This is a genomic window from Gordonia sp. DT30 (assembly GCF_049844915.1).
GTDB lineage: Bacteria > Actinomycetota > Actinomycetes > Mycobacteriales > Mycobacteriaceae > Gordonia.
On record NZ_JBNCLY010000031.1, the window covers coordinates 1 to 25,985 of the forward strand.

Sequence of the window (25,985 nt, forward strand, 5' to 3'; positions counted from 1 at the left end):
CGAGCGACATCGGGCAACACCCCACACCTACACACCGAAAACCGCCTCGGACCAACCCGATCCGAGGCGAAACCCGCACACTGAACAACCGGCACGAAAAATCGAGGCTAGGATCTGATAAGGCTATTTGGAAGCAGCGGGTGCTGGCCTGCGAGTAGTTGTGCGCGTTGGCGAAGTGCGGCGCCACGCGTATGCGACTTCGCTGACGAACTGAGCGCTTGAGTGGAGCGCAGTGACGACGTCTCGCTTGGCTTGCCTGCCCGACTTGCGAGCGGCGGGGTCGGCGCACACGCCGTTCACTCGACCGGCAAGGGTCGCGAGGTCAGCGAGCTGCTGCGCGTTCATGTAAGACATCTGGAAGCCCTTCCGTAGGTGTTTGAACGCAACATTAGGCTGAAGTTAGGCTGTTGGCAATACCTAAGTGTGGCCAGCGGTGCTAAGCTCAAGCTATGCCTTACACGAAAGCTGCCCTTGGCACTGTGATCAAGAGGTTGCGCGAGGTGCATGGCGTGACGCAGGAGCAACTAGGCAGGCAAGCAGGCTACGGAGCCGGGGCTGGCGTGGCCATATCTCGAATTGAGGCGGGCGCTACTCGTCCAAGTCACGCTCGCCTCGATGGAATTGCGAGTGTCCTCGGCTCGTCGGTAGAGGAACTTGAAGGGGAGGCGACTGCACTGTCGGACCAACGCACCGATGAAGAAGCCATGCAGAGTGAGGCGTCCGTGCGTGACCGCGTGGCAGCGGTTCAGAGTGAGGTAGAGCGTCGATCGCGGCTCATTGAAGAGGCAGCACAGAGGTTTAATTCAGCGCATGACCGTGCCCGCGATGAGTTCTTCATGCCGTTTGTGCGTCTCGCGCAGCAGATCGCTGATTCGCCGCAGCCGGAACAGCCAGACGCATTGGCTTACAATGCGTCGACCTCTCCGCGCGCGATTGCGGTCCAACGGCGGATCGCCGCAAACTACGGGATTCGGCACGTTCTTGCAGGTGGGGTCGGTGGCGCTGCTGCTGGCGCCGCCGCGGGCGGGGCGGCAGCGTACGGCACGTTCCTGGCTGCGGTGTCGTTTGGCACCGCTTCAACTGGAGTTGCAGTCTCTGCTTTGTCTGGCGCTGCGGCTACGAACGCAGCGCTTGCGATCCTTGGTGGTGGGACACTTGCCGCGGGTGGCGCCGGAGTGGCTGGCGGTGCCGCACTGCTGGCCGGAGTGGTAGCTGCACCCGCTGCACTGCTGGCTGTCGGCGCGATGGTGTGGGTCGCTCGGCGAAGCAAGAAGCAGAAACAGGAACGGCTGGAGGCGTTAGCAGAAGCCGAGGTGCAACTACGATCGTCAGCTCGTGCAGTTGACGCACTCTCTGAGATCATCCCTGACGCCGCCAACGTCCTAGACTACGTAGCAGTCCATGGTGGTCATGCTTTCAATCGGTGGGCGCGAGAATTGGGCCGCCCTCCATATTCGTGGAATGATCTGACCTCCGATCAGCGAGAGCAATGGGCTCGCTTTGTTTCGGTTGCTGCGTGTCAGATCTCGGCGGCTGCGATCGACGCCGAGCGCATCCTGGTAGCGAACGAAGACGACCGCGAAGAGCTCATCGCGATCACGCAGGAAGTTCTGAGCGAGGTCACGGAGCAACTCGAGCAGTTGGTCTGAGTAGTGACCAAACGACCCGGCAGGGTGATCACTACTGCTCATCACCCCTGTATCCGGGCTACCGATCGTTGAAACAGACATCGATACTCCTCCTGATCTCGCCCTGTGACAGGACAGTTGCTACGAGGCGCTGGTTTCAACTCACCCTGACACACAGCGTCCTGGCACGCTTCGTCTGACAGAGTGCAGACGACAGCGAACGGAGATTCCCTTGCCGCAGACGTATCCCGAGACACCACGGTTCGCCACGCCCACCGAGCGATCGGTGTGGATCGCACTTCGCGATCAGCTGGCCAGTGACGATCTGGTGATTCACGGTCAGCGCATTACCGATCACGAGAAGGACCACGAGGCCGACTTCGTGGTTGCGATCGCTGGTGCTGGCGTCGTGTGTATTGAGGTCAAGGGTGGGGAAGTTTGGCACGACGGCGACTCGTGGTGGCAGGCGCGCGCCGGAGCTCCGCCAAAGCGGATCGATCCGGTCGCACAGGCACGTGGCGCCTGCTATGCGTTGCGGTCGTTCGTTGAGTCCCATCCCGCGTGGACGCAAGGCCGTGTCCGCTGGGATCACGCTGTTGTCCTGCCTCAGTCGAGAATCGACAGCAACTTCGCTATACCCGATTGCCCGCGCTGGAAAATCATCGATCGCGATCAACTCGACGAGCTCGTTCCGCTCCTCCGTCGGGTTCTCCTCGGCAAGCGGCAAGACCTGCCGCATATCGCTGCGCCGGCAGTAGAGCAGCTCACAGCCGCGTTGAGCGGGTGCGGATTGCCGCAACGAGACGTCGTCGCCCGATCGTTGGAGAACGAGGCAGCGGCCGACACGCTGACCGAGCAGCAGGCCGTCCTGTTGAACGCGATCCGCCTACTGAATCGTGTCGAGATCAGGGGAGGCCCAGGCAGTGGGAAGACTTTCCTGGCCGCCGAACAGGCACGTCGACTGACTAAGGCAGGACAGCGAGTGGCGCTCATCTGCTACTCCCATGGCCTCGCGTCCTATCTGGCGAGACTGGTCAGAGGTTGGAAGTACAACGAGCGTCCGGCGTACGTCGGCGAGTTCCACCAGCTTGGTGTCAAATGGGGAGCGGCCGCAGGGCCGGACGAGTCGATCATCAGTGCCGAGGCACAGCGCTTTTGGGAACATGAGCTCCCAAACCAGATGGCAGAGCTCGCCGAAGCGCTGGAACCTGGGCATCGGTTTGACGCAATCGTCATTGACGAGGCACAGGACTTCGCCGACGAATGGTGGCAGCCGATGCTGGCGTGCCTCAGAGATCCCGACGACAGCGGTGTCTACGTCTTCAGCGACGAGGCCCAGCGGGTTTTCGACCGTCAGGGCGTGCCGCCGGTTCCCCTTGTCCCATTGGTCCTCGACCAAAACCTACGCAATACGCGTCAGATTGCCTCCACGTTCAGTCCGCTGGCCGGACAACGGATGCACCTGCGTGGCGGCGACGGACCCGACGTCCGGTTCGTCCCGTGCAGTGCAGTTGACGCGCTGGTCCACGCTGACGACCAGATTGATTTGCTCATCGATGAGGGGTGGCGACCACAGGACATCGCGCTGCTCACTACGGGCAGCCGCCACAACGAACAGGTAGCACGTCAGCAGGAGGGACCGGAAGCCTACTGGGACACCTTCTGGGACGACGACCAGGTGTTCTACGGACACGTCCTCGGGTTCAAGGGACTCGAGCGGTGTGTCGTTGTTCTCGCCTTGAACGAGTCGAAGGCCCGCGATCGTTCGAAAGAGCGGCTCTACGTGGGACTCTCACGCGCCCGCGATCAGCTTGTCGTCTGCGGAGACCCAGACTTCGTCCGAGATGTCGGTGGGCCGGACGTCGCGCGACGCCTAATTCCTACCGCAGTATCGACCTGAAGGTCCCGCACGAGATACCTGCGGGGGCATCCTGCAGCGGCGTCATCGCGACTCTTCTGGTGCCATGTTCCGGCGTCGGGAGTCGCAGCTAAGCTCTACTCCGTAATCCGCTTCGGCCCGACAGACGCGTCTCGATGACAAGGCTCCAACCCGAGCGGGAAGTCCTTCGTGTCTTCCTGGAGCCGCTTTGTTGTATCGGGCCTCGGTCGCTGGCGTGCGCGCGCAGCTCACCGCCAAGACTCTCGTTCCCACGTTGACCGAGCAGCACTACTACGAGTTCGGCTATCACCCGTCGCCGGGTGAGGTGCGGTCGTGGGAGCGAAGCCTCGAGGTGCTGGTCGGCGATCTCGAGGATGCCGGGCTCGACCGTGTTGAGATGCTCATCGAGTACCGCCTCCCGCTCACCAGCAAGCGCGCCGACGTGATCTTGTGTGGCCGGCACCCGGCAACGGGGGAGTCGTCGTACGTCGTCGTCGAACTGAAGCAGTGGACCAAGGCCAACGTGTTGTCGGGGACCGACGACGTGGTTCTGCTCGACGGCATTGCCGAGCGCTTGCATCCGGTCGAGCAGGTCAGCCGCTACTGCACGCACCTCGCCGACTTCCTCGCCACCCTCGGCGGCAGCACCGATCAGCTCGCCGGGGTCGCCTACTTGCACAACGCGAATGACACGGCGATCCGCACGCTCTGGGAGATGCCCGAGTCGCAGACCGGCCGGTTGTTCACCGGCCAACGGCGAAGCGAGTTCCTGACCTTCCTCAAGTCGCGGATCTCGGACGCCAGCGGCACCGAGGCCGCCGATCAACTCCTGAATTCGGCGGTCCGGCCCAGTAAGCAACTGATGGCGCTGGCCGCCGACGAGGTGCAGCGTCGCGAGCAGTTCGTTCTCCTCGACGAGCAGCAGATCGCCTACTCGAAGGTGATGCGCGCCGTGCAGGAGGCGACCCGCTCGAACACCAAGCGGGTGGTGGCGGTGGTCGGCGGTCCGGGATCGGGTAAGTCGGTCATCGCGCTCAGCCTTCTCGGTGAGCTGTCGAGGCAAGGTCGGACCGCGGTGCACGCGACCGGGTCGTCGGCGTTCACCAAGACGCTCCGCAAGATCGCCGGGGCACGAGCGCCGCGCGTGCAGAAGATGTTCACGTACTACAACAACTTCATCAATTCCGAACCCAACGATCTCGAAGTCCTGATCTGCGATGAGGCGCATCGCATTCGCGAAACCTCCACCAACAGGTTCACCCGGGCCCTCGACCGGACCGGCCGCCCGCAGGTCGAGGAGCTCATCGATGCCGCTCGTGTCCCGGTGTTCCTTCTCGACGAGGACCAGGTGGTCAAGCCGAGCGAACGGGGCAGCGTCGAGGAAATCGAACGCGCCGCACGCCGGATGGGCTGTGAGTTCGAATGTGTGCACCTCGACGGGCAGTTCCGGTGCGGCGGAAGCAGCGCTTACGACCATTGGGTCAGGCGGCTCCTGGGACTTGAACCGGGTGGCCCCGTCGTGTGGGAAGGTGACGACGCATTCGACGTCACCCTCGACGAGGCTCCCTCGGTGATCGAGCAGAAGCTCGAGGAGAAGCTCGCGTCTGGATATTCGGCGCGCATCGTGGCCGGCTACTGCTGGAAGTGGAGCACGCCCGAGACGGGCGAGCCGCTTGCCGACGACATCGTGATCGGCGACTGGAAGCGTCCCTGGAACAATCCGAAGCCCACAAAGCACGGCGACGCGCCCGGCCGTGAGCTCTGGGCCACCGATCCGGCCGGTTTCCATCAGATCGGATGTGTCTACACCGCCCAGGGATTCGAGTACGACTACGGCGCCGTCATCTTCGGGCCCGACTTCGTGTGGCGATCAGGCCACTGGGAGGCACGTCCCGAATTCAACTTCGACAACCAGGTCAAGAAGGCTGACCACGCCGCCTTTGATCGGGCGATCCGCAACACCTACAAGGTGCTCCTGACGCGTGGGATGCGCGGCATGCGGATCTACTCGACCGATCCGGAGACGCAGGAAATGCTGCGTACGCTCGTGCCGGCGCGCGACGATGTCTAGAGTGCTGACGACCTACTCAGGCGTGTCTCCGGAAGCGGAAGCGAATCTGCGGTGGGGGATCAGTCACCGCATGTGGGGACTGAGGAAGGAGCCCGGGAATTGCCGCGTCGATGATCGATTCGCCTGGCACGTCATCGGCGCACGTGCCAAGGGGCTTCGGCACGGGCCGCGTAGCCAGCCTGACGAATGGGTCACCGGGACCATCGACGTCTTCGTCTTCCGTGTCGAATCGCCGCTGCGTTACGGAACTGATCCGCTGTGGCCTGACGAGGTCGCTGAGCGGGAGGTCAACTACCCGTATCGTTTCAGCTCCGAGCTGGTAGCTCGGGCGTTCAAAGTAACGACGCGGTACGACGACCCGATTCCGCAGGCCGTGTCTGAGGGGATCCGTCGGGCTGCGTCACGGGCAGAGTCCGTGCAAACCGTGTCTCTGGCGGAGTTCGACGTCTTCCGCGAGCGGATCGAGAGTTGGGACTGACGGCGATCGTCGGCGGCAAGGTCAGAGACTAGACCGAGCGTACTTCCAGATGGCGTGGTCCAACTTCGTGGCGTCAACACCGCGTTCCCTGGCAATCGCGACGATCATCTCCCGAGCGTAGCTCGGTGAAACCGTTTGACCGAGGGCTGCTTTCACGAAACGAAGAATCCACGTGTCCGCCTTGACGTCTGGTCTGCCGAGGAGCATCCCGAAGTAGGCCCACGTGACAGGGCCGCACCCCTTTACGGAGAGGTATGCCTTTCGCTGGGCATCTGAGTTGTCGAGGTCCTCGGCATGTTGAAGGCCGACCGAGCTGAGCTTCGTCGCTGCGTCCACGACGATCTCAGCCTTGAGCCGCCCGCTCGCCTTCGCATTGTTCTGCACTATCTCGGCAAGCTGTGTCGGCGCGACTGCCGCAAGAGCGGCGAGGTCGTCGGCTCGCTCGCCGTGGCCCGACCGCGACTTCCATTTCTTGACGACCGCACGGACGCCGGAGTTCTCACTGCCGTATCGAGCTTGAATCGAAAACACGGCGTCGAGCAGCGCCGCTTCGATCTCTCCGGGCCACCCTCCCGGCCAGGGCGGAAGATCAAAACCGATGCGGTCCGCGATGAATCCGTCAAGCGTGGAAATCTCGTCTGCCATCTTGCTGCTTCACCAATCTACAAATTGAATCGTGCTCGACCCGAGAGTGCCTGCCCACCGTATTGGACCGGCTTGCCGCCTGTGTCGTCTTTCGCAAACTACATCGAGGCACCGACAAGGAAGGGCTCCTGCCTTTGAAGTGCATGTAGTCCCTGGCGGACCGACCCGAGCATCTACTCGCGGAGATGCGGCCGCACGGAGACGTCGCCGCCGTGGAGACCGTGTCCGTCGCGTCTTTTGTAGGGGTTGACCGTATGTCACACGTTGGTGCGAAGATCCAGAGCGTGGCGAGCTTGGGAACGAATGGGAAGCGCAGTGATAGGTTGTCTGCGGTCAGGAGGTTCAGCATCGCTGGAACAGCGCTCGATCGCGACGTAACGGTAGCCGACGTTGAGACCTTGGTGACGAAGCGTGCGGAGCTTTTGCTGCGCTCTTGCGAGGTCACGTGGGGGCCATGTCTAGGCCGGACGCCGACGAGCTACGGGACCACCGTGGCTTACCTGACTGTGGCGCCCGAACTCCTGGTGGCGGTCGACGTCGTCGAGAGCGCCGAATGCGCCATCGCGACCATTGACGTGCCCGATGCCGCACTCGCTCAGCGAATATCACAGATATTCCTCGACCTTGAATTCGATCAAGAACCGGGCGTCCATATTCAGACCGGTAGGTCACACCCGGTCTCCGGCAATATGGGTGATATGTTGAAAGTCCTCTTCGACGAGCTTGATCGGCACCGCTATTACGTCGAATACGACGGGCCGCTTACCGACGAGGACGGGCGGTCGCTCGAATGAGTTGCCGCAACCATCCGTGGCCATGGACGCTCCACCCGATCAGCGAACGCAATGCGATTGACATGCTGGTCGGGGACGGAAGGACACGGCTACTCACCGGTCTGAGTTCCGGATTTACCTCTGTGTCATCAGGTGGAACCAATTCTGCTGACTCACCAGGCTGTGCGCCGAGGGTGGCACCGCCATCGCGTTATGCGAATGGCGACGCAAGCGTGTGTACCCCGGAGCTCGTTTTATCTGACTGCGAGTGGAACGCCGGCCGAATGCTCTGGAGCGGTAAGAGAGCTACTCACGCGGCCGCCTTCCAAACAGTTTCTACTAGGACGACCCAAAGAGCGGCGCAGGGGCCGGCTTGGGCTTCACCTTGTGCCAGGTGATGGACCACTTGGCGAGGGTTTCTCCCAGCGGAGCTTCGTAGATCAGGGTGGTCGGGTCCGGGCCGTTCACCTTGAGGGTCACCGTCCCTTTCACCTTGTCGCCGGCGGCCAGGTCGCTCGCGTGCAGCGTCGTGGCATCATCGTCGTAGACGACATCGTCGTAGGTGGTTCCGTCGTTCGCTTTTGCCACGAGGTACAGGGGATTGACTGGAATCTCGCCCCTCGTCGCCTGGATGACAACGGTAAAGGCCACAGTCCGGCTCGTCAGATAGGCCTTGTGGAGAGTGACGTATCCGGCCCAATCGCTGTCCGCGATGTAGCGCGCATCGGAAGGGGTATCGGCACGAGCGGCACCAGCAGCCGAGATCAGGCTTGCCGGTACAAGAATTGCCGCCACGAAGGCGATCGCTAGAAGAATTCTTTTCACGGAGAGCAGCCTAGTCTCGACAGAATTCGTGTTCGCCACGTCCTCTGGCCGAACTACACAAGGATGCGATACGGGACCTCCAAACCCTGAGGTTCACTGTAGAAATCGCCATCTCCGCAGAGCGGTCGCTGATTGTTGGTGGATCGACCGCAGGAGTCGATGCCTCAGTGCGGAACCGCAACCGCAACCGGACGTCTGATCCTCCGTACCCACGATCGTTTGCTCTCGCGGTCTATCTCGAAGCAGTTTAGGGTGCGGTCCATTGACTAAGTTTCAGCTCGTCGTGCAACGGACATCTCCGGTGGTTCAAGGTCCCCGCGGCGTGGTGTCTGTCTCCGAACTTCTCTCGCCAGAACGGTTGGTTACGCCAGAAGCCCAAATGGGCCGAGGTCGAAGCGGGAGCCGCCATGCGGATGCGTCGGTTTCGGCCGCGCATCTGACACCACGAATCGGCCGGACACCAAGGGCACCTGGTCACCACAACCGATAGTTGTCGCGCTCGATCATGAACCCGTGGGGCGTATTTCGGTTCTCGCATTGGACTCCGGCTGCCAGCGCGGTGCAGGTGAAGACGCTCACAGATAGGGAGCGTCCTGCGGGCAGATCGGTTCCGGTGATGAAACCTCCGTGCTCTTCCGGGAAGTAGCGGGGATCGCCGGAAGCTATGAATTGCCCCTCGCCAGAGCTGCCGAGCTCGACTCCGTTGGGTGCGATCATCTTTGTGCGCACTGCGTTGAGAACCTGCGGTGCATTCGACGGCATGGTGCCGCTGCAGCCGGCGAGCGGCTGTGACTCCTCGGTGTAGATGCTGCAACGCCAGTAGCCCCCATCGGCGGAGAATTGGTAGGCCGTCCCATCGTCACGCATGTACGCGCCCGCGCTCACCTGGTGAGGTGCGGTCGAACCTCCGGGAAGAACTACCCGGATGCTGTCCGATCCGCGTATGCATTCGGTGCCGATGCCCTGCAACTCGGAAGTTACTGCGGAAGGGGACGCACAGTCCCAGCCGTCAACTTGGATGTGCACAGTGTTGCCGGAAGCGCCGGTGTCCGGTTGCGTGAGGTACTTCTCGATCAGGACCTTCGCCTGCTCGCACGTAAGGTTGCCATCGTTGACGACGACCGTGCCGCGACGACCGGTCGCCGGGTAAGTGACCGTGCAATCCGCGGTGGTTGCCGACCTGCCCGACGAACTTGAGCTTGTCTGCGCGGTCGGAGAGGCGCTTGCGTTCGTGGTGCCTTGCTGACTCGTGCTGTCGGCTGCGGTCGTCGTGCTGCCAGAGCCGGTTTGCTGGGAAGAGCTTGCGCAGGCTGCTGCGCTCACGGCAATTGCCAGCGCTGCAATGAGCGACAGTCCCGCGCGGGTCGCGATCCGACGATCCATAGTGCCCCCCAATTGTTCGATGGCGACGATCGACCACCATGCGACCGTTCGCCGAAGCGATGGTATCCACATGGGCGGTCGGGCACGGTGCTCTTTGGCGTGTCGCGATAGCGCGGAGGGTAGGGGACGGCAGTCTCGAAGGACTCACAGCCGCTGAAGTCGTGGCGACGTGCGAGTTATCGCGGTCCAGGCTCGGGCCGCTCCACGCCTGACCCCGCCCAACCCGGTACCCTCGTCCACCGTGGTACCTCCTGTCCTGACTGCTTCCGCCCCCGAGCTCGACGCCCTGTTCGGCGCGTCGACGATGCACCGTGGGAGGCAGTACCGCGACCGCGGCATGGTCGGGCAGTACAGCTGGTCCGCCGACGGGCGGTTGCTCGCGGGTACGTGCCGGGGGAGCGGCCGCATGCAGTACCAGGTGTCGGTGGAGTTCCGGGGAGAGCCACCAACGATCAGCCAGCTAGAGGCGCTGTGTACCTGTCCGGTCGGGTTCTACTGCAAACATGCCGCCGCGCTGCTCCTGATGGCGCAGCAGGACGCGCTTCGTCCGGGCGCTGCACTGCAGGTTGCCCCTTCTGCGGCACTGGCGTGGCGCAGGGCGCTGGGCGAGATCCTGCCGGCCACCAACACCGAGCCCGAACGCCGACCCCTCGCCCTCGCGGTCGGCCGCGGCGCGTCATCGCGGTTTGCGCCCGATCCGGGCCTGAATATCCGGCCGATGACGATGGGCGCGCGCGGCCAATGGATCAAGACCGGTGCGTCGTGGCAAGACGTGCTCTTCGCATACAACGTCGACCTCAACACCGAGCACTGCAACGCGCTGCGCGCTGTCTATCAGGCGGTCACCGGCAACAACTACATCACCAACCGCGACGCACTGAGTCTCACCAACGCACCCCGCGCGGTCTGGCCCGCCCTGCGCAATGCCGTGGACGCCGGGGTCGTGCTCATCCCGCAGCCGGGCCCCGGCCTGCGCGTCAACGACATCGAACTGCGGTCGGCGACAATCGACTACGGCGTCCACAAGCAGCCCGATGGCGTACAGGTGAAGGCCACCATCCGGGTCGATGACGCCGAGGTGGCGGTGTCGCCGTCGTCGCTCATCGGCAACGCACGCCCGCACGGCTTCTGGTACGAGATCGATCAGACCGCGGTCCTCGCCGACTTCGCGGAGCCGGCACCGACGCCGGGTGAGATCGACTTCGCGACGGACATCCGCAGCGTCGTGGTGCCCGAGTCCGATCTGGACGAGTTCGCACTCGAATTCCTGCCCCACATCGAACAGCGTCGGGCCGTGTCCCTCGATGACGGCGTGCTCGACCCGCCGACGGTCAGCGGACCTGTCGCAGTGCTGACGTTGAGCGACGACCCCTACCACGATCAGGGTGCCTACAGCTGGAGTGTCGGTTACCTCGTCAACGACAAACGGCATCTCTTCGACCCCAACGAGCAGATCGGTACCACCCCGTACCGGAATGCCGAAGACGAAGCGTCGCTGTGGAAGTCGATCCGCGAGCCCATGCTCGTGCTCTCCGCGTGTGCGGGTTCCTGGCCGATGACGGCCCGGGTCGAGTGGCGTTCCCGCTCGCAGTACCGGCCCAGCCCTCAGGCACAAGAGGCTGTGCAACTGCTCGACGCCGTCCTCGCAGGCGAGACCGCGAGAGCTGATCTGCCGGAACACGTTCTGCGAACGTCGACGCCGCTGCGGCCCGTCGAGACCGCGGTCATCTCCACCGAGATCGTGCCGATGCTCGACGACTATCCGCAGATCCTCGTCGACAACCGGCTCGCCACCACTTACCGTCAGCTCGACGACGATCCGCAGATCCGCTTCGCCGCCGGCGATTCGGACGTCGGCAACGACTGGTTCGCCCTCGACGTCACCATCACCATCGGCGACCGCTCGGTACCCCTGCGCGACGTCATCACCGAACTCGCCGCCGGCGCATCGCATATCGTCCTCGACGACGGCGCCTACTTCAGCGTCGACACTCCAGAACTCCAGCGGCTCGCCGAGCTGATCACCGAAGCACGCCAGCTCGGCGAGATCGAGAAGGATCACGTCAGCGCCACGTCGATGAACGCGACGCTCTGGGACGAACTCCTCGAACTCGGAGTCGTCGACGCGCAACTCAAGGCCTGGCGCACGCGGATGAAGAAACTCGCCGCCGCCACCCCGCCACGGCGCGTGGCGAGCCCACGGCAGGTGAAGGCAACACTGCGTGACTACCAGCGCGACGGACTCGACTGGCTGGCGTTCCTCTCCGATAACGATCTCGGCGGAATCCTCGCCGACGACATGGGTTTGGGCAAGACCCTGCAAACCCTCGCCCTCATCGCGCGGGCGGTCAAGAAGAAGCCGGGCGCGCGGTTCCTGGTGGTCGCGCCGACGAGCGTGGTGCCCAACTGGGTCGCCGAAGCGCAACGCTTCGTGCCATCGCTGCGCGTCACCTCAGTGATGGCGACCGAAGCGAAAACCGGAATCCCGACGGCCGAGGCCATCGGCGATGCGCAACTCGTCGTCACCTCGTACACGCTGCTGCGGCTACTGTTCGACGAAATCAGCGAATTCCAGTGGGACGGAGCGCTGTTCGACGAGGCACAGTTCATCAAGAACCACAACGGCAAAACCCACCAGTGCGCCCGCCGGCTGGACGCGTCGTTCAAACTGGCGATCACCGGCACGCCGATGGAGAACAACCTCATGGAACTGTGGGCGCTGCTCTCGGTGACCGCCCCCGGATTGTTCCCGTCTCCAACAGCATTCACCGACTACTTCCGCAAACCCATCGAATCCGGGCAGGCACCCGAACGCATGGCGACCCTGCGGCGGCGGATCAAACCGGTGATGCTGCGGCGCCGCAAAGATCAAGTGGTACTCGACCTGCCGGCCAAGCAGGAGCAGGCGATGAAGCTCGAACTCGCCCCGCGCCACCGCAAGATCTACGACACCCGGCTTGCGCGCGAGCGACAGAAAGTACTTGGGTTGCTGGGGGATTGGGAGAAGAACCGCTTCCAGGTGTTCCGGTCGCTGAGCCTGCTGCGGCAGCTCAGCCTGCACGCGGGCCTGGTCGACGACACGAACCGTTCGGTCGCCTCGGCCAAGGTGGAATTCCTGATGGAGAACCTGCCGGAACTGATCGCCGAGGGGCACAGCGCCTTGGTGTTCAGTCAGTTCACCGCATTCCTCGCCATCGTGCGCGCTCACCTCGACGACGCCGGCATCGCCTACAGCTACCTCGACGGCTCCATGACCGCACCCCAACGTGCCACTGCGGTCAACGAATTCACCTCCGGCACCACACAGGTCTTCCTGATCAGCCTGAAGGCCGGCGGCTTCGGGCTCAACCTGACCGAAGCCGACTACTGCTTTGTCTGCGACCCGTGGTGGAACCCCGCCGCCGAAGCCCAAGCCGTCGACCGCGCACACCGCATCGGGCAGCAACGCCCCGTCACCGTCTACCGGCTGGTCTCCGCCGACACCATCGAAGAACGCGTCGTCGGCCTACAGGACCGCAAACGCGCACTCTTCGACGCCGCCATCGACGAGGGCGAACTGTTCGGCACGGCGATCACCGCATCCGACATCCGGGAGATGATCGGGTGAGGCATCACCTCTGTCGGTGCCCTGTGGTTGGGTGAACCCATGGGGGAGCGGTGGACGACCGACCAGGTGCTGGCGCTCGCGCCGGACGCCTCGTCGGCGCGGGCCGGGCAGAAGCTCGCCACCCCGACGCCGTGGTCGGGCACCGGCGCCACCCACGCGGCCGTCTGGGGGCAGTGCACGGGCAGCGGTAAGACGCCGTACCGAACGGTCGTCGAGCTGGCGTCGCCGGCGTACAAGTGCTCGTGTCCGTCGCGGAAGTTCCCGTGCAAACATGCGCTCGGGCTGCTTCTTTTGTGGTCGCAGCAGGAGGTTCCCGACGCTCCCGAACTCGCCGCCTCCGCCGCCGAGTGGCTGGCCGGCCGTGCCGAACGCGCGACGAAACCGGCCGCCGAGCCCACGTCTCCGAAAGATTCGGACCGTGCGGCCAAGACCGCAGCGCAGCGCGTGGACCGGGTACGCGGCGGACTCACCGACCTGCAACTCTGGCTGACCGACCAGGTCGGACACGGGCTGGCCGGCGCGGAGACCGACGCCTACCGCCGGTTCGACGCGGTCGCCGCCCGGCTCGTCGACGCGCAGGCACCCGGCGTCGCCAACCGCGTCCGACGCCTGCCCGCCCTGTTCGCCGGCCCCGACGGCCGCGCCATCGAGTGGCCCGCGCGGCTCCTCGAAGAGTTCGGGCGGCTCTGGTCCCTCGCCGCCGCCCACCAACGCCTCGACCAACTGCCCGACGCGCTCGCCGCCACCGTCCGCCGACACGTCGGCTACCCGGTCGCCAAGGCCGACGTCCTCGCCGCCGACGGCGTCATCGACCTCTGGCTCTGCCTGGGCCGCCGCGACACCGAGGAAGATCACCTGCAGAGCCGCCGCACCTGGCTGTGGGGCGCCGGCACCCGCCGCTTCGCGATGCTGCTCGACTACGCGCCCACCGGCGCCGTCCTGCCCACGCGACCCGCGGTCGGCCAGTCGATCGTCACCACCATGCACTTCTACCCGGGTACCCCCGCGCTGCGCGGGCTCTACGACGAGGCGTCCGCCCCCTCGGACGGCGCCACCCCACCGCCCGACCCCGTCCCGTCACTGGCGCCGATGAGCATCGCCGACGCGAAATACGCTCGCGCACAGTCGATCGCCGACGATCCATGGGCGCAGAGCCGGCCGGTCCTCATCGACGGACGCCTCGGGCTGACCGCTGACGCGACACCGGCACTCATCGATCGCACCGGTACGGCGATTCCGATCGTCGAGGTCGGCGGGCGCTGGCCGCTGTTGCTGGCCCTCACCGGTGGCGCGCAGGTCGGGGTGTTCGGTGAACTCGGCCCCGACGGACTCGACGTGGCGTCGATCGTCGCCGACGGGCAGGTGATCGGCGTATGAGCAGCTGGGACGAGGTGGTGTCGGCGGCGCTCGTCGGGATGCGCAGCCGCCCGGTCACCACCGCCGACGCCGACCCGGTCCTCGCCGCACACCTCCCCGACGACGCGGTATCCGATGACCCTGCCGTCGTGGCACTGCAGATGGCCGCGCTCACCGCCGCCGCCCACGGCGCGAGCGGGCCGACTGCCGTTGCCGCGGAGCCGATTCCCGCCGCCCCGGACGATCCACGGCCACCCATGTCAGACCTGGCCGCCGCCTACGCCATTCAGGCGCTCGAGCATTCGCCACGCCTGGCGTCGTGGTGCCTGGATCTGCTCGCCGACTCCGGTCGACGGCCGCCCGCGCGGATGCTGCCCGGACTCCTGGCCCGCACCGCCCGCAACGTCGCCGGCCGGCCGGTGATCTCGACGATCGTCGGCCCGCGCGGCCGGTGGCTCGCCCAGCACGCACCCGAACTGCGAGCCGTCCTCGACGGCACCGGTGCGCTCGCCGCCGACACCGCGGATGCCACGGCGTGGACGCACGGTGAGCCGGCCGCACGCGTCGCCTACCTCACCGCACTACGCTCGCGCGACCCCGACGCCGCACGGAAACTCCTGGAAGCGGGATGGGGCGGGGAAACGAGCACCGATCGAGAACTGTTGCTGCCCGTGCTGTTTCACGCAACGTCGCTCGCCGACGAAGCCTTCCTCGAACGCGCACTGGACGACCGGCGGGCCAAGGTGCGGGCGACTGCCGCCGACATCCTCGACCACGTCGACGGATCAACACATCAGCAGCGGCTGTTCGACGCGGCGGCAGCACTGCTGACGCTCACCGAAGAACGCCGCCGACTGCAACGACGCCCCGTCCTGCAAGCCGCCATGCCCACCGACCCGGACCCAGCACTCGCCCGCGACGGCATCAGCCGCACCGCACCCCGCGGCGTCGGACTCGGCACACACACTCTGACGCAACTGTTCTCGCGTATCCCACCACGACTGTGGGAACAGCACTTCAGCATGTCTGCCGACGCACTGGTCGCCGCCATCGACACCGACCAGCGTGCCCTCATTGCCGGATTGTGTGCCGCAACAACAACGTTCGCCGACCGCGGGTGGGCCACCGCCCTCATGCGCCACCCGGACGCCCTACCCGCGGTGATGGCGCTGGCCGACCCGCAGGCCGTGCAAGCCGAGTTCCCGAACCTCCCGCCGGAGCGGCAACTCGCGGCAATGCCGACCCTTCCGACACCATGGCCGGAACCCTTGGCGAACAGCATCTTCCGCCTCTTCGGCGCCGAGGTGGCCAGGCCGGGACGCGTCACCCCGGCCGCCGCCCACCTGGCCGACCTGATGCAGATCGGGCTGCCGGCCACCGACACCTGGCGCGAGACGGTCGACACCGTGCGCGAACGCCTCCCCGCCGCGACCATCGTGCTGGCGCGACTGTCCGAGGCCCTACGAATCCGAGCCATCCTACTGAGGGAGCTGACATGACCACCGCCGACGACCTGCTGCGCCCGCACGCCGAACAGCTCTACGCCGACGAACTCGCCGCGCTCGCCCGCACCGACACCGCCGCCCGCCCGGCCAGCTGGCTGCTGTCGCCGTCGGCGGTGGTCACCTACCTGCTCGGCGGCACCCTCGCCGACGACACGGAGATCACCCCGAAGTACATCGGGCCCCGCCGGCTGATGGAGGTGGCGGTCGCGACTCTCGCCACCGACCGCGCCTTGCTGCTGCTCGGGGTACCCGGCACCGCGAAAACGTGGGTGTCCGAACACCTTTCCGCGGCCATCAGCGGGACGTCGACACTGCTGGTGCAGGGCACCGCGGGCACGCCGGAAGAAGCCATCCGCTACGGCTGGAACTATGCGCGCCTCATCGCCGAGGGGCCGTCCGAGCAGGCGCTGGTGCCCTCACCGATCATGGTCGCGATGCAGGAGGGCAAGATCGCCCGCCTCGAAGAGCTCACCCGCATCCCGTCCGACGTGCAGGACGCCCTGATCACCATCCTCTCGGAGAAGACGCTGCCCATCCCCGAACTGGGCGTGGAGGTGCAGGCCACCAAGGGTTTCAGCGTCATCGCCACCGCCAACGACCGCGACCGCGGCGTCAACGACCTGTCCTCGGCGCTGCGCCGACGGTTCAACACGGTGGTGCTGCCACTCCCGGCCAGCGCCGAGGAGGAGGTCTCGATCGTCACGCAACGCGTTGCCGCCCTCGGCAAGTCGCTGGATCTGCCGGAGCTGCCGTCGGCGGCCGAGGAGATCCGGCGCGTCGTGACCGTCTTCCGAGAACTTCGTGCGGGCGTCACCGAGGACGGCCGCGCCAAGGTCAAACAACCCAGCGGCACACTGTCCACGGCCGAGGCGATCTCGGTGATCACCCACGGCATCGCGATGTCGACGCACTTCGGTGACGGGGTGCTGCGCCCCGCCGATACGGCCGCCGGCATCCAGGGCGCGGTGATCAAAGATCCCGCCGCCGACTCGGTGGTGTGGACCGAGTACCTGGAGAGCGTGGTGCGCGAGCGCGCCGATTGGGCCGACTTCTACCGCGCCGCCCGCGGGGCGCTGAGCTGACCAGCATGTCCGTGACCACCGCCGAGACGAACGCCCCACCGGAGGTGGCGCCGGGCACCCACGTGCTGGGTATCCGGCATCACGGGCCGGGTTCGGCGCGCGCGGTGGTCAGCGAACTCGACCGCATCCGGCCCGACGTCGTGCTCATCGAAGGACCGTCCGACGCAACGGATCTCATCACCGCGGTGATCGAGCCGGGCATGGCGCCGCCGGTGGCCCTGCTCGGCTACGCCGCCGATGACCCGGCGCTCGCCGCGTTCTGGCCGTTCGCCGAATTCTCCCCGGAATGGCAGGCGATGCGCTGGGCCCTGCGCGCCCAGGTGCCGGTCGAATTCTGTGATCTGCCGACATCGATGGTGCTCTCACACCGGTCGGCACCCGCCGACACCGACCACGTCACCGACACCGAACCCACGCACGCCGATCGGATCCGCGCCGACCCGATCCGCGCCCTCGCCGACGCTGCAGGCTACAGCGACCCGGAGCGCTGGTGGGACGACGTCATCGAAACCCGCGGCGAGGGTGACGGATTCGTCGCGATCACCGAAGCGATGGCGGCCCTGCGTGAGGACGACTTCCTACGCGCGTCCGACCACTCCGACACCGAGTACTCGGACCCCGAACAACTGCATGAGGAACGCCGCGAAGCCCACATGCGGCAGACCCTGCGTAAAACGCTGAAACGCGATGGCGTCGAGCGGGTGGCCGTGGTGTGCGGTGCCTGGCATGCGCCCGCCCTCGCCGGGAAGCTGCCGCCGGCGGCCGCCGACACCCGCACCCTCAAGGGCACCCCGAAGATCCGCACCCGGCTCGCCTGGGTGCCATGGACGCATTCGCGGCTCGCGAGCGCGTCTGGCTACGGCGCCGGCGTCATCTCACCCGGCTGGTATCACCACCTGTTCACCACCACCGACGACGTCATCATCCGCTGGCTGATTCACCAGGCCAACCTGTTGCGCGACAAAGACATCGACGTGTCGTCGGCGCACATCATCGAGACCGCGCGGCTCGCCGAGACACTGGCGGTCATGCGGCACCGGCCACTCCCGGGGCTCGTCGAGGTCAACGAGGCCACCCTGGCAGTCATGTGCCACGGCGACACCGGTCTGGCCGACCTCATGTACCGCGAAGCCGTCATCGGCGAGCGACTCGGCACCGTGCCCGACGACGCGCCGGTGGTGCCGCTGCAGGCCGACGTCACCGCGACCGCGCGAACGGCCCGGCTCAAGATGAATCCGGTCGCCAAAGAACTCGTGCTGGATCTGCGCCGACCCGCCGATAAGGCGAAATCGCTGCTGCTGCACCGACTCCAGGTGCTCGGGGTGGGGTGGGGAACGCCCAACGAGGTGTCGGGGACCGGCACGTTCAAGGAGGGCTGGATCGTCGCATGGCGCCCGGAGTTCGTCATCGACGTCGTCATGGCGTCGGTGTGGGGGACCACGGTACGTGCGGCCGCCACCGCCAAGGTCGTCGACCAGGCCGGCGCCGGCACGTCACTCGGCCAGGTCACCGGTGCACTCGAGGCGGCGCTGCTGGCCGAACTCGTCGACGCGGTCCCGCCGATCCTGACCGCCCTGCGCGATCGCGCGGCCGTCGACCACGATGTGGCGCAACTGATGCAGGCACTCCCGGCACTCGGTCGCGCGCAACGCTACGGCGATGTCCGCGGCACCGACACCGCCGCCCTGCGTCTGGTCGCGTCGTCGTTGCTGACGCGCATCTGCATCGGCATCCCGGGCGCCATCTCCAGCCTGAACGACGACGCCGCGACGGCCCTCAAGGAGCACGTCGACGCCGTCCACGAGACCGTGGCGCTGCTCGACGCCGACGACAGACAGCGGTGGACCGGTGCGCTGCGGACCATCGCCGATCGCTCCGACGTCAACGGACTCCTCGTCGGCCGCGCCACCCGGCTGCTGCTCGACGGCGGGGAGATCGCGGCGACCGATGCCGCGGACCGATTGCAGTTCGCGCTGTCCACCGGCGCCACCCCCACCGCGAAAGCGCAGTGGATCGAGGGATTCCTCGGCGAGGGCGGGCTGTTGCTCGTGCACGACCGGGATCTGCTCGCTGTGCTCGACGGCTGGCTCACCGGGCTCGGCGAGCGTGACTTCACCGACGTCCTGCCGTTGCTGCGCCGAACCTTCGGCGTCTTCGACACCTCCGTCCGCCGCAACATCGGCAACCGCGTCGCCTCCCTGGACTGTAGAGACCGGCGCGCCGACACCGTGACCACCTTCGACGCCGACCTCGCCGCGCCCGCGGTCGCCGTGGTCGCCCGCATCCTGGGATTGCCATGACCATCGATGACGACGCCGTGCACGACGACGACACCGCGGATACCGCCGCCGAACGCGCCCGCCGATGGCGGCTGGTGCTCGGCGACCCCGCGGCCGCCGAACTCCCGGCGCTCGGCGGCGCCGACGTCGCGATGGACGGGGCGCTCGCGGCGTTGTACGAGGCCAGTGGTTCCCGCAAGGGCGGGCTCGGCAAGTCGGCGCCGTCGGTGGCGCGCTGGCTCGGCGACATCCGAAAGTACTTCCCGTCCACGGTGGTTCAGGTGATGCAGCACGACGCCGTCGAACGCCTCAACCTGTACTCGCTGCTCACCGAACCCGAACTGATCGACAGCATTGAACCCGACATCGAGATGGTCACCACCCTCATCGGACTCGGCCGCGCCATACCCGAGAGTTCCAAGGCGTCAGCGCGGGCACTGGTGCGTAAGGTGGTCGACGAGGTGGAGCGCCGCATCGCCGACCGCACCCGCAGCGCGGTGGGCGCGGCCCTCGACCGAGCCGCCCGGGTGCATCGGCCCAAGCTGCGCGACATCGACTGGAATGCGACTATCGCCCGCAACCTGCACAACTACCTGCCGGAGCAGAAGACGATCGTGCCCGAGCGGCTCGTCGGGCACGGCCGCCGCGCGCAGGTGGTCGGTAAGGACATCGTGCTCGCCATCGACCAGTCCGGTTCGATGGCGTCGTCGGTGGTGTACGCGTCGATCTTCGGTGCGGTGATCGCCACGATGCGCTCGGTGCGCACCTCGCTCGTCGTCTTCGACACCGAGGTCGTCGACCTCACCGACAAGCTCGACGACCCGGTCGACGTCCTGTTCGGCACCACGCTCGGCGGCGGCACCGACATCAACCGGGCCATCGCCTACTGCCAGGGGCTCATCAGCCGGCCGACCGACAGCATCTTCGTCCTCATCTCCGACCTGTACGAGGGCGGCATCCGCGAGGAGATGCTCAAACGCGTGGCGCACCTGCGTGCCGACGGTGTGCAGGTGGTCGTGTTGCTCGCGCTGTCCGACGAGGGCGCGCCGGCGTTCGACCGGGAGATCGCCGGAGACCTTGCCGCCCTGGGCATTCCCGCGTTCGCCTGCACACCCGACGCCTTCCCCGACCTGCTCGCAGTCGCCATCAGCCGCGGTGACATCGTCGGCTGGGCTGACGCCAACGAACTCTCGCGGCGCGGCATGAGCGATGAGGAATGAGTAGTGCGCGGTACGGTCAGCGACCGGCTGCCGCGGACGCCTGCTCCTGGAGGTATTGGCCGGCCAGGGACAAAATGCGCCGGCCACGCAAAGTTTCCAGGGAGTGGGCCTGACCGTCGAGCAGTTCGGTGTCTCCGGCGAGCCGCAGCAGCACGGCCGCCAGCGAGGACGAGGTGCGGCAGGGAATCACCAGCACGGTCGCCGTGGTCTGGGGCGTGGTGATCGTCATCAGCGGTGGAATGGCCGGGGAGTCGGATGAGTCGAGTCCCGGGAAGCGGCGGTAGTTCTGCCAGTTGACGGAGATAGAGGTGATGTCGCCGATCAGGGGGCTGACCGCGGCGGACAGGTTGCCCAACTCGCAGGCCAGGTCGGCGGTGTAGGGATACCAGGCGCCGGCCACCGGGGCCGTACGGTCGCTGGTGAATCGGACCCGTGTGGGTCCCAACGTCGGTACACGGCCAACCATCGAGCACTCTCCTGACCGGCGCTCACGCCGCGTTCTGTCGGTGACCAACACACGACCACACGTTGACGCAGGCTATGAATGTAAGTCGGCTACCTGCGACTATACGCCGACGGACGGCAATGACCATGGGCGGACCTAGACTGGGCGGATGGCGATCGTCAATAGAGGGTTCGTCGGCCGGCGGGACCGTCAGGCCGACCGGCTGCCGCCTGGACAATACTCGACTGTCGACTTCCCGGTGCTCTCCGCCGAGCCGACGCCGGTGCTGCCACTCGACAAGTGGCGCTTGACCATTCAATCCGCCGAGCATCGGGCGCACAGCCTCGACTGGGCACAGTTCAGCGGGCTGCCGCATCAGGACATCACCACCGACATCCACTGCGTCACCAGGTGGTCCAAGTTCGACACCCGCTGGCGCGGAGTGTCTTTCGACGACCTACTGGCCAGTCTGCCGTTCGAACCAGGTGCCTTCGTGATGGCACACTGCTACGGCGGCTACACCACCAACGTGCCGCTCGCCGACCTGGTCGACGGGCAGGGCTGGCTCGCCGACACCTTCGACGGTGAACCCCTCGTTCCCGAGCACGGTGGGCCGGTGCGGCTCCTCGTTCCGCACCTGTACTTCTGGAAGAGTGCGAAATGGGTTCGGCGCCTGCGCTTCATGCCCGCCGACACTCCCGGTTTCTGGGAGGAACGCGGCTACCACATGTACGGCGATCCTTGGCGTGAGCAGCGGTATTCGTGACCACGCACTGGCAGATCACCACAGTGGTCGGTGCCGAAATGCAGACGCCGACAGCGCGTTCGCTACGGCTGGCGCTGAGTGAGTCGTTCGATGCCGTCGCCGGCGCACACGTCGACATCCGGCTGACCGCCGCCGACGGGTACTCGACGGCGCGGGCCTACTCGCTGTCGGATGTGCGAGAAGACCGGACCGTCGAGGTGACGGTCGAGCGACTCGACGACGGTGAGGTGTCGCCCTACCTGGTCGACGTCGTCGAGGTCGGCGAGCCGTTGGAGATCAGCGGACCGCATGGCAGGTGGTTCACCTGGAACCCGACGGACACGGGCCCGGTCCAACTGATCGGCGGAGGGTCGGGCATCGTGCCGCTGATGTCGATGATCCGGATGCGCGAGATCTGGGCACCGGCCACACAGTTCAATCTCGTGTACTCGATCCGGGCGCCGCAGCGCCGGTACTTCGCCAGTGAACTCCGGCAACTGGTTGACCATGGTCGGCTGCCCGTCAACATCTTTCATACGCGGATCGCACCGGAGGATGATCCGCGTCCGCCGGCCCGGGTGAGTGCGGCAGAGCTGGCGTCGGTCACCATTCCGCCGGAGCAGCAGCCCCTCGTCTACGTGTGTGGTCCCAACGGCTTCGTCGAACACTGCGCGGCAGCAATGCTCGCCGCCGGACACGACAGCGGTCGAATCCGTACCGAGCGATTCGGTTGATCGGGCGCCTGCCCACGGGCCCACCCTCCCCCGATCGGGGGAGGTGACGATCCCCCGGCGGATCCCCCGGTCGGCCGATTCAGCGGAGGGGGTCTGCGCGGCAAAGTCATTGGTGTCAGAAACACACCAAGGGCCCGGACCCACAAGGCCTGGACCGCGGCCAAGGAGAACGTCATGAACATCTCGAAGAGCATCAAGAATCGCGCACTCGCCGGCCTGGCCGGTGTCGGAATCGCCGGCGCCCTGGCAGCCGGCGGCGCAGGACTGGCCAGCGCGGGCACGGTGCCGGTGAACCATCCGGGCGAGCCGACCGTCGCCATGACGATTACCAACCACACCGATCAGATCGAGTGGCTGGCCGGCGCAACTCCCGGCACCGGGCAGTGGGTGCAGGCGCCGCACGAGATGCTGGCACCCGGGGCCCCCGAAACCGTGGTCACCAACGCCCCGAATTCCTCGTACGAGACGGTCTTCGTCAACTACCGGATCGGCGCGTTCGGGCCGCGCGCGACCTACAACGTCGAGGACATGCAGGGCAACGTGAACACCGCGATGACCGGGATCTCCGGCGGCCACTACTTCATCAACGCCCCGCAGATCGACTCGGGATATCCGAATGTGAATGTCTCCTACGATCTCTGGTGACCCACACGGCGGTCGGGATGCGGCAGTGGCGCATCCCGGCCGCCACTTCTAACGGCCTCCCGCGACCCGCGGGTACATCGGTGACCGTCAGCCGCCGATCCGGTTCCAAAACGAGCCCTCGATGCCGTTGTCGATGAGGAATTGCTCGAGGGCGTGGTTGCTGTCGAACCGTGCCGAGATGGCGGCAAGGAGATCATCTTCGTCGGCAAGACGGAGTAGCTCTCGCAGGCGGGCGACGTCGTCGGCCGACAGCCTGCGTTCGTACTCGTACTCGCTGTGGTGGAAGAACTTTTCGACACCGGCGCCGCGATCGTGGCCCTCGATCCGGAGTTGACCGTCCTCGGTGAGCGTCACGGTGCGCAGCATCGTGCCGTCGTCGTCGTCGTCCTGCCTGCTGGTCATGACTATGGAATTGTGTTTCTGCCGGTCGTCTTTCATGCCTCGATGTTCACAGGTGTCACCGACAGACCGCGGCGATGGAAGCGTGCGAGATGACGGGCGTCGTGGGCGCGACGGCCGGTGCGTGACCGTCGATCAGCTGAAGTACATGCGCCTCCGACGACGCCGACCGCTGGTCTAGTCTGTTCGCAGCATGCTGAGGCCGCGCGGTCCAGGCAGTGAACTCGGTGTGGCGACGACGTGTCGATCGGCGGCGTCACCGCTCATCGAAGGCGAAGGGGAACGTCATGTCCGGCCCGCAGAATCCGTGGAACGACCCGAATCAGGGCCCGTCACAGTTCGATCAGCCGACCCAGCTGGGTCAGCCGGTGCAGCAGCCCGGGTACTCCCAGCCACCGGGCTATCAGCAACCCGAATACCCGCAACCCGGTTACCCGGAGCAGGGCTACCCGCAACAGGGCTCTCCGGAGCAGGGCTACCCGCAACAGGGATACCCCCAGCCCGGCTACCAGCAGCCGGGCTACCAGCAGCCGGGGTACCAGCAGCCGGGGTATCCGCAGCCCGGCCAGCAGCCCGGGTTTCCGCCACCCGGCCAGGGCCCGGGCTTTCCGCCCCCGAAGAAGCGTCCCGTCTGGCCGTGGATTCTGGGCGGCGGGATCATCCTGCTCATCATCGTTGTCGTGGTGGCCGTCGTCGCGCTCGTCGGGGTCGGCAAGGACGTCGAGAACAAGGTCAGCGGGCCGGTGACGGTGACCTACGAGGTCAAGGGGGACGGGTCGAGCGCCTTCATCGCGTACATGACCGCGGATGGAACGTTGTCGCGGGCGGACAGTCAGTCGATCCCCTGGACGACGAACGTCACGATCACCGGTTCTCTCAAACCGGTGAGTCTTGCTGCCAGCAACGGTGTCGACGACTCGGGAAGCATCACCTGCACCATCAGAGAGGGCAGCAAAGTGATTGCTACAGACACGAAGTCGGGCGAGGGCGCCGTTGCCGCGTGCGGAGGCGTCACCTAGCCGGAATCCGTATGACGTTACGCCCGGAATCCGGGCGCAATGTCATACGGATCGAGCGCCTCCGGCCCCGTCCACCAGTGGACGGCACTGCCAGACAGCACGGTACGGTAACCGAAATGTTATTCGCTCGGGTAACGATTGCCGGATCGGGAACGACATCCTCCGTACAGCACAACCTTTGAGACGGAGGAGAGTTCCATGATGACCACACCCTCACGACGCAAGGCCACGAGCTGGGTCGTCGGCGGCACGCTCGCAGCAGCCGCGACACTTACCGCGACGCTCGGAACAGGTACGGCCGCAGCGCAAGACGGTGTCACCAGCACGACGCTGTACACGCTGTCGTCCACCGGCGCCTGCGCGGGAACCCTGACCGCTTCCGTCGACCACTATCCGGACGAGGCCGACCTGATCGCGGGCGGAACGCTGTCCGGCGCCGCACCCTGCACACTCGACGTCGACTTCGTGTTCACCAGCCGTGCCGACGGCCACAGCACCACCTTCAGCCGCCACTTCGCCGGACCGGGCACCTTCGGTCTGCCGGGCGCCGACGTCGTCTCGCCGGGCGCCCCGGGCGTCTACGATGTTGCCGTCAAACCGCATGCCGCCTATCTCGGCGGACAGACACTGACAATCGACACCACCTACCACGGCTGAGCGGCGGTGCGGGGGCGTAGTGACAGGGAGGGGATCGGATGTCGAGAGTCATTCACGGGTCGGAGCGCGACATTCTCGACGATGCGCTCGACCGCAACCGCGAAGCGCTGATCACCTCGGTCGCCCGGCTCACCGACAGCCAGTCCCGACACCGCCTCGTCCCGTCGGCCACCACCCCGATCGGGCTCGTCAAACACGCGGCCGCGGCCGAACGATTCTGGTTCCAGCGCTTCCTGGCCGGCCGGGACGAGCACGCCTGCGACGGCCCCGCCTCCCCGGGCAAAGGGAGCTTCGCCGTCGGCGACGATGAGTCCCTCGACGACGTCGTCGCCGAATTTCGCTCCACCGCTGCGCAATCGCGGGCCATCGCGGCGGATCTCGCACTCGATGCGGTCCTCACCAATTCGCATGACGAGCCCGTCAGCGTGCGATTTGTGTTGCAGCACATGGTCGAAGAACTCGCCCGCCACACCGGGCACGCCGACATCCTCGTCGAACAGACCCTGGCCGACCCCGGCACCGACGTGAAGTGAGCGGCCCACGCCGGTAATCCGCGCGCCGAGCGGCAGTATCCGCAGAACCCTCTGGTCGGATGACAGGGTTGTGTCCG

General features: G+C 66.1%; 22 protein-coding genes. 17 read left to right on the top strand and 5 right to left on the bottom strand.

The genetic code is table 11. The annotated features are described in order from the left end of the window. The first annotated feature begins 449 nt into the window (after positions 1-449). The 4 genes from ACLQ3C_RS19980 to ACLQ3C_RS19995 all read left to right on the top strand — a co-directional run bounded on the left by ACLQ3C_RS19980 (position 450) and on the right by ACLQ3C_RS19995 (position 6,056). Complete coding sequence (locus tag ACLQ3C_RS19980; protein WP_425706845.1) at positions 450-1,649, top strand: helix-turn-helix domain-containing protein; 1,200 nt, start codon at positions 450-452, stop codon at positions 1,647-1,649. 211 nt (positions 1,650-1,860) lie between these two features. Continuing rightward, on the top strand, positions 1,861-3,528 hold the full coding sequence (locus ACLQ3C_RS19985) for an NERD domain-containing protein (RefSeq protein ID WP_425706846.1): 1,668 nt from the start codon (positions 1,861-1,863) through the stop codon (positions 3,526-3,528). Positions 3,529-3,742: 214 nt separating this feature from the next. After that, positions 3,743-5,578 (top strand): DNA/RNA helicase domain-containing protein, encoded by a 1,836-nt coding sequence (locus ACLQ3C_RS19990; RefSeq protein WP_425706847.1) that lies wholly within the window; start codon positions 3,743-3,745, stop codon positions 5,576-5,578. Further along, a complete protein-coding gene (locus ACLQ3C_RS19995; protein ID WP_425706848.1) occupies positions 5,571-6,056 on the top strand; it encodes a hypothetical protein in 486 nt (161 codons plus the stop codon). The genes ACLQ3C_RS19990 and ACLQ3C_RS19995 overlap by 8 nt, the downstream gene beginning before the upstream one ends. 21 nt (positions 6,057-6,077) lie before the next feature. On the opposite strand, the gene ACLQ3C_RS20000 is transcribed toward ACLQ3C_RS19995, so the two are convergent. After that, positions 6,078-6,701, bottom strand: a complete 624-nt coding sequence (locus ACLQ3C_RS20000) for a hypothetical protein (RefSeq protein ID WP_425706849.1) — start codon at positions 6,699-6,701, stop codon at positions 6,078-6,080. A gap of 212 nt (positions 6,702-6,913) precedes the next feature. Between ACLQ3C_RS20000 and ACLQ3C_RS20005 the strand changes: the two genes are divergently transcribed. Beyond that, positions 6,914-7,495: a hypothetical protein gene (locus ACLQ3C_RS20005; RefSeq protein ID WP_425706850.1), complete on the top strand. Its 582-nt coding sequence runs from the start codon at positions 6,914-6,916 to the stop codon at positions 7,493-7,495. A gap of 318 nt (positions 7,496-7,813) precedes the next feature. Here ACLQ3C_RS20005 and ACLQ3C_RS20010 read toward each other — a convergent pair whose 3' ends face one another. Both ACLQ3C_RS20010 and ACLQ3C_RS20015 read right to left on the bottom strand, forming a co-directional pair. Beyond that, on the bottom strand, positions 7,814-8,299 hold the full coding sequence (locus ACLQ3C_RS20010) for a DUF1942 domain-containing protein (RefSeq protein WP_425706851.1): 486 nt from the start codon (positions 8,297-8,299) through the stop codon (positions 7,814-7,816). A 474-nt stretch (positions 8,300-8,773) separates the two neighbouring features. Then, the gene (locus tag ACLQ3C_RS20015) at positions 8,774-9,682 is read right to left on the bottom strand and encodes a hypothetical protein (protein ID WP_425706852.1); all 909 of its coding nucleotides are present in this window, start codon (positions 9,680-9,682) and stop codon (positions 8,774-8,776) included. A 241-nt stretch (positions 9,683-9,923) separates the two neighbouring features. On the opposite strand from ACLQ3C_RS20015, the gene ACLQ3C_RS20020 reads away from it, so the two are divergent. From ACLQ3C_RS20020 to ACLQ3C_RS20045, 6 genes are read left to right on the top strand one after another with little or no spacing between them, the layout of a single operon-like run. Beyond that, positions 9,924-13,289 (top strand): SNF2-related protein, encoded by a 3,366-nt coding sequence (locus tag ACLQ3C_RS20020; RefSeq protein ID WP_425706853.1) that lies wholly within the window; start codon positions 9,924-9,926, stop codon positions 13,287-13,289. A gap of 27 nt (positions 13,290-13,316) precedes the next feature. Further along, a complete protein-coding gene (locus ACLQ3C_RS20025) occupies positions 13,317-14,666 on the top strand; it encodes an SWIM zinc finger family protein (protein WP_425706854.1) in 1,350 nt (449 codons plus the stop codon). Then, complete coding sequence (locus ACLQ3C_RS20030) at positions 14,663-16,144, top strand: DUF5691 domain-containing protein (protein ID WP_425706855.1); 1,482 nt, start codon at positions 14,663-14,665, stop codon at positions 16,142-16,144. The genes ACLQ3C_RS20025 and ACLQ3C_RS20030 overlap by 4 nt, the downstream gene beginning before the upstream one ends. After that, positions 16,141-17,232, top strand: coding sequence for an ATP-binding protein (locus ACLQ3C_RS20035; RefSeq protein ID WP_425706856.1), 1,092 nt, complete (start codon positions 16,141-16,143; stop codon positions 17,230-17,232). Before ACLQ3C_RS20030 ends, ACLQ3C_RS20035 begins: the two co-directional genes overlap by 4 nt. Before the next feature lie 5 nt (positions 17,233-17,237). Continuing rightward, positions 17,238-19,532: a DUF5682 family protein gene (locus ACLQ3C_RS20040; RefSeq protein ID WP_425706857.1), complete on the top strand. Its 2,295-nt coding sequence runs from the start codon at positions 17,238-17,240 to the stop codon at positions 19,530-19,532. Next, a complete protein-coding gene (locus ACLQ3C_RS20045; RefSeq protein ID WP_425706858.1) occupies positions 19,529-20,731 on the top strand; it encodes a vWA domain-containing protein in 1,203 nt (400 codons plus the stop codon). Before ACLQ3C_RS20040 ends, ACLQ3C_RS20045 begins: the two co-directional genes overlap by 4 nt. A 16-nt stretch (positions 20,732-20,747) precedes the next feature. Here the strand turns inward: ACLQ3C_RS20045 and ACLQ3C_RS20050 are convergent, their stop codons facing one another. After that, positions 20,748-21,197 carry a DUF5994 family protein gene (locus ACLQ3C_RS20050; protein WP_425706859.1) on the bottom strand — a complete coding sequence of 150 codons (450 nt, stop codon included), beginning with the start codon at positions 21,195-21,197 and terminating at the stop codon, positions 20,748-20,750. Between the two features lie 148 nt (positions 21,198-21,345). On the opposite strand from ACLQ3C_RS20050, the gene ACLQ3C_RS20055 reads away from it, so the two are divergent. The 3 genes from ACLQ3C_RS20055 to ACLQ3C_RS20065 all read left to right on the top strand — a co-directional run bounded on the left by ACLQ3C_RS20055 (position 21,346) and on the right by ACLQ3C_RS20065 (position 23,300). Further along, the gene (locus ACLQ3C_RS20055) at positions 21,346-21,942 is read left to right on the top strand and encodes a sulfite oxidase-like oxidoreductase (protein WP_425706860.1); all 597 of its coding nucleotides are present in this window, start codon (positions 21,346-21,348) and stop codon (positions 21,940-21,942) included. Between the two features lie 38 nt (positions 21,943-21,980). Continuing rightward, positions 21,981-22,655 (top strand): FAD-binding oxidoreductase, encoded by a 675-nt coding sequence (locus ACLQ3C_RS20060; RefSeq protein WP_425706876.1) that lies wholly within the window; start codon positions 21,981-21,983, stop codon positions 22,653-22,655. 174 nt (positions 22,656-22,829) lie between these two features. Then, on the top strand, positions 22,830-23,300 hold the full coding sequence (locus tag ACLQ3C_RS20065) for a hypothetical protein (RefSeq protein ID WP_425706861.1): 471 nt from the start codon (positions 22,830-22,832) through the stop codon (positions 23,298-23,300). Positions 23,301-23,387: 87 nt separating this feature from the next. Here ACLQ3C_RS20065 and ACLQ3C_RS20070 read toward each other — a convergent pair whose 3' ends face one another. Continuing rightward, entirely contained in the window at positions 23,388-23,702 is a 315-nt protein-coding gene (locus ACLQ3C_RS20070) for a hypothetical protein (RefSeq protein ID WP_425706862.1), read from the bottom strand. Positions 23,703-23,986: 284 nt separating this feature from the next. Here ACLQ3C_RS20070 and ACLQ3C_RS20075 point away from each other — a divergent pair, with 284 nt between their 5' ends. From ACLQ3C_RS20075 to ACLQ3C_RS20085, 3 genes are all read left to right on the top strand, one after another. Then, positions 23,987-24,718 carry an MmpS family transport accessory protein gene (locus ACLQ3C_RS20075; RefSeq protein ID WP_425706863.1) on the top strand — a complete coding sequence of 244 codons (732 nt, stop codon included), beginning with the start codon at positions 23,987-23,989 and terminating at the stop codon, positions 24,716-24,718. Between the two features lie 198 nt (positions 24,719-24,916). Then, a complete protein-coding gene (locus ACLQ3C_RS20080) occupies positions 24,917-25,375 on the top strand; it encodes a hypothetical protein (RefSeq protein WP_425706864.1) in 459 nt (152 codons plus the stop codon). Positions 25,376-25,413: 38 nt separating this feature from the next. Next, positions 25,414-25,908, top strand: a complete 495-nt coding sequence (locus ACLQ3C_RS20085) for a DinB family protein (protein ID WP_425706865.1) — start codon at positions 25,414-25,416, stop codon at positions 25,906-25,908. Positions 25,909-25,985 lie beyond the last annotated feature (77 nt).

Coding starts and splice junctions, on each gene's coding strand:
- ACLQ3C_RS19980 (WP_425706845.1), top strand. CDS start 450: ATGCCTTACACGAAAGCTGCCCTTGGCACTGTGATCAAGAGGTTGCGC.
- ACLQ3C_RS19995 (WP_425706848.1), top strand. CDS start 5,571: ATGTCTAGAGTGCTGACGACCTACTCAGGCGTGTCTCCGGAAGCGGAA.
- ACLQ3C_RS20000 (WP_425706849.1), bottom strand. CDS start 6,701: ATGGCAGACGAGATTTCCACGCTTGACGGATTCATCGCGGACCGCATC.
- ACLQ3C_RS20015 (WP_425706852.1), bottom strand. CDS start 9,682: ATGGATCGTCGGATCGCGACCCGCGCGGGACTGTCGCTCATTGCAGCG.
- ACLQ3C_RS20030 (WP_425706855.1), top strand. CDS start 14,663: ATGAGCAGCTGGGACGAGGTGGTGTCGGCGGCGCTCGTCGGGATGCGC.
- ACLQ3C_RS20035 (WP_425706856.1), top strand. CDS start 16,141: ATGACCACCGCCGACGACCTGCTGCGCCCGCACGCCGAACAGCTCTAC.
- ACLQ3C_RS20040 (WP_425706857.1), top strand. CDS start 17,238: ATGTCCGTGACCACCGCCGAGACGAACGCCCCACCGGAGGTGGCGCCG.
- ACLQ3C_RS20045 (WP_425706858.1), top strand. CDS start 19,529: ATGACCATCGATGACGACGCCGTGCACGACGACGACACCGCGGATACC.
- ACLQ3C_RS20050 (WP_425706859.1), bottom strand. CDS start 21,197: ATGGTTGGCCGTGTACCGACGTTGGGACCCACACGGGTCCGATTCACC.
- ACLQ3C_RS20055 (WP_425706860.1), top strand. CDS start 21,346: ATGGCGATCGTCAATAGAGGGTTCGTCGGCCGGCGGGACCGTCAGGCC.
- ACLQ3C_RS20060 (WP_425706876.1), top strand. CDS start 21,981: ATGCAGACGCCGACAGCGCGTTCGCTACGGCTGGCGCTGAGTGAGTCG.
- ACLQ3C_RS20065 (WP_425706861.1), top strand. CDS start 22,830: ATGAACATCTCGAAGAGCATCAAGAATCGCGCACTCGCCGGCCTGGCC.
- ACLQ3C_RS20070 (WP_425706862.1), bottom strand. CDS start 23,702: ATGACCAGCAGGCAGGACGACGACGACGACGGCACGATGCTGCGCACC.
- ACLQ3C_RS20075 (WP_425706863.1), top strand. CDS start 23,987: ATGTCCGGCCCGCAGAATCCGTGGAACGACCCGAATCAGGGCCCGTCA.
- ACLQ3C_RS20080 (WP_425706864.1), top strand. CDS start 24,917: ATGATGACCACACCCTCACGACGCAAGGCCACGAGCTGGGTCGTCGGC.
- ACLQ3C_RS20085 (WP_425706865.1), top strand. CDS start 25,414: ATGTCGAGAGTCATTCACGGGTCGGAGCGCGACATTCTCGACGATGCG.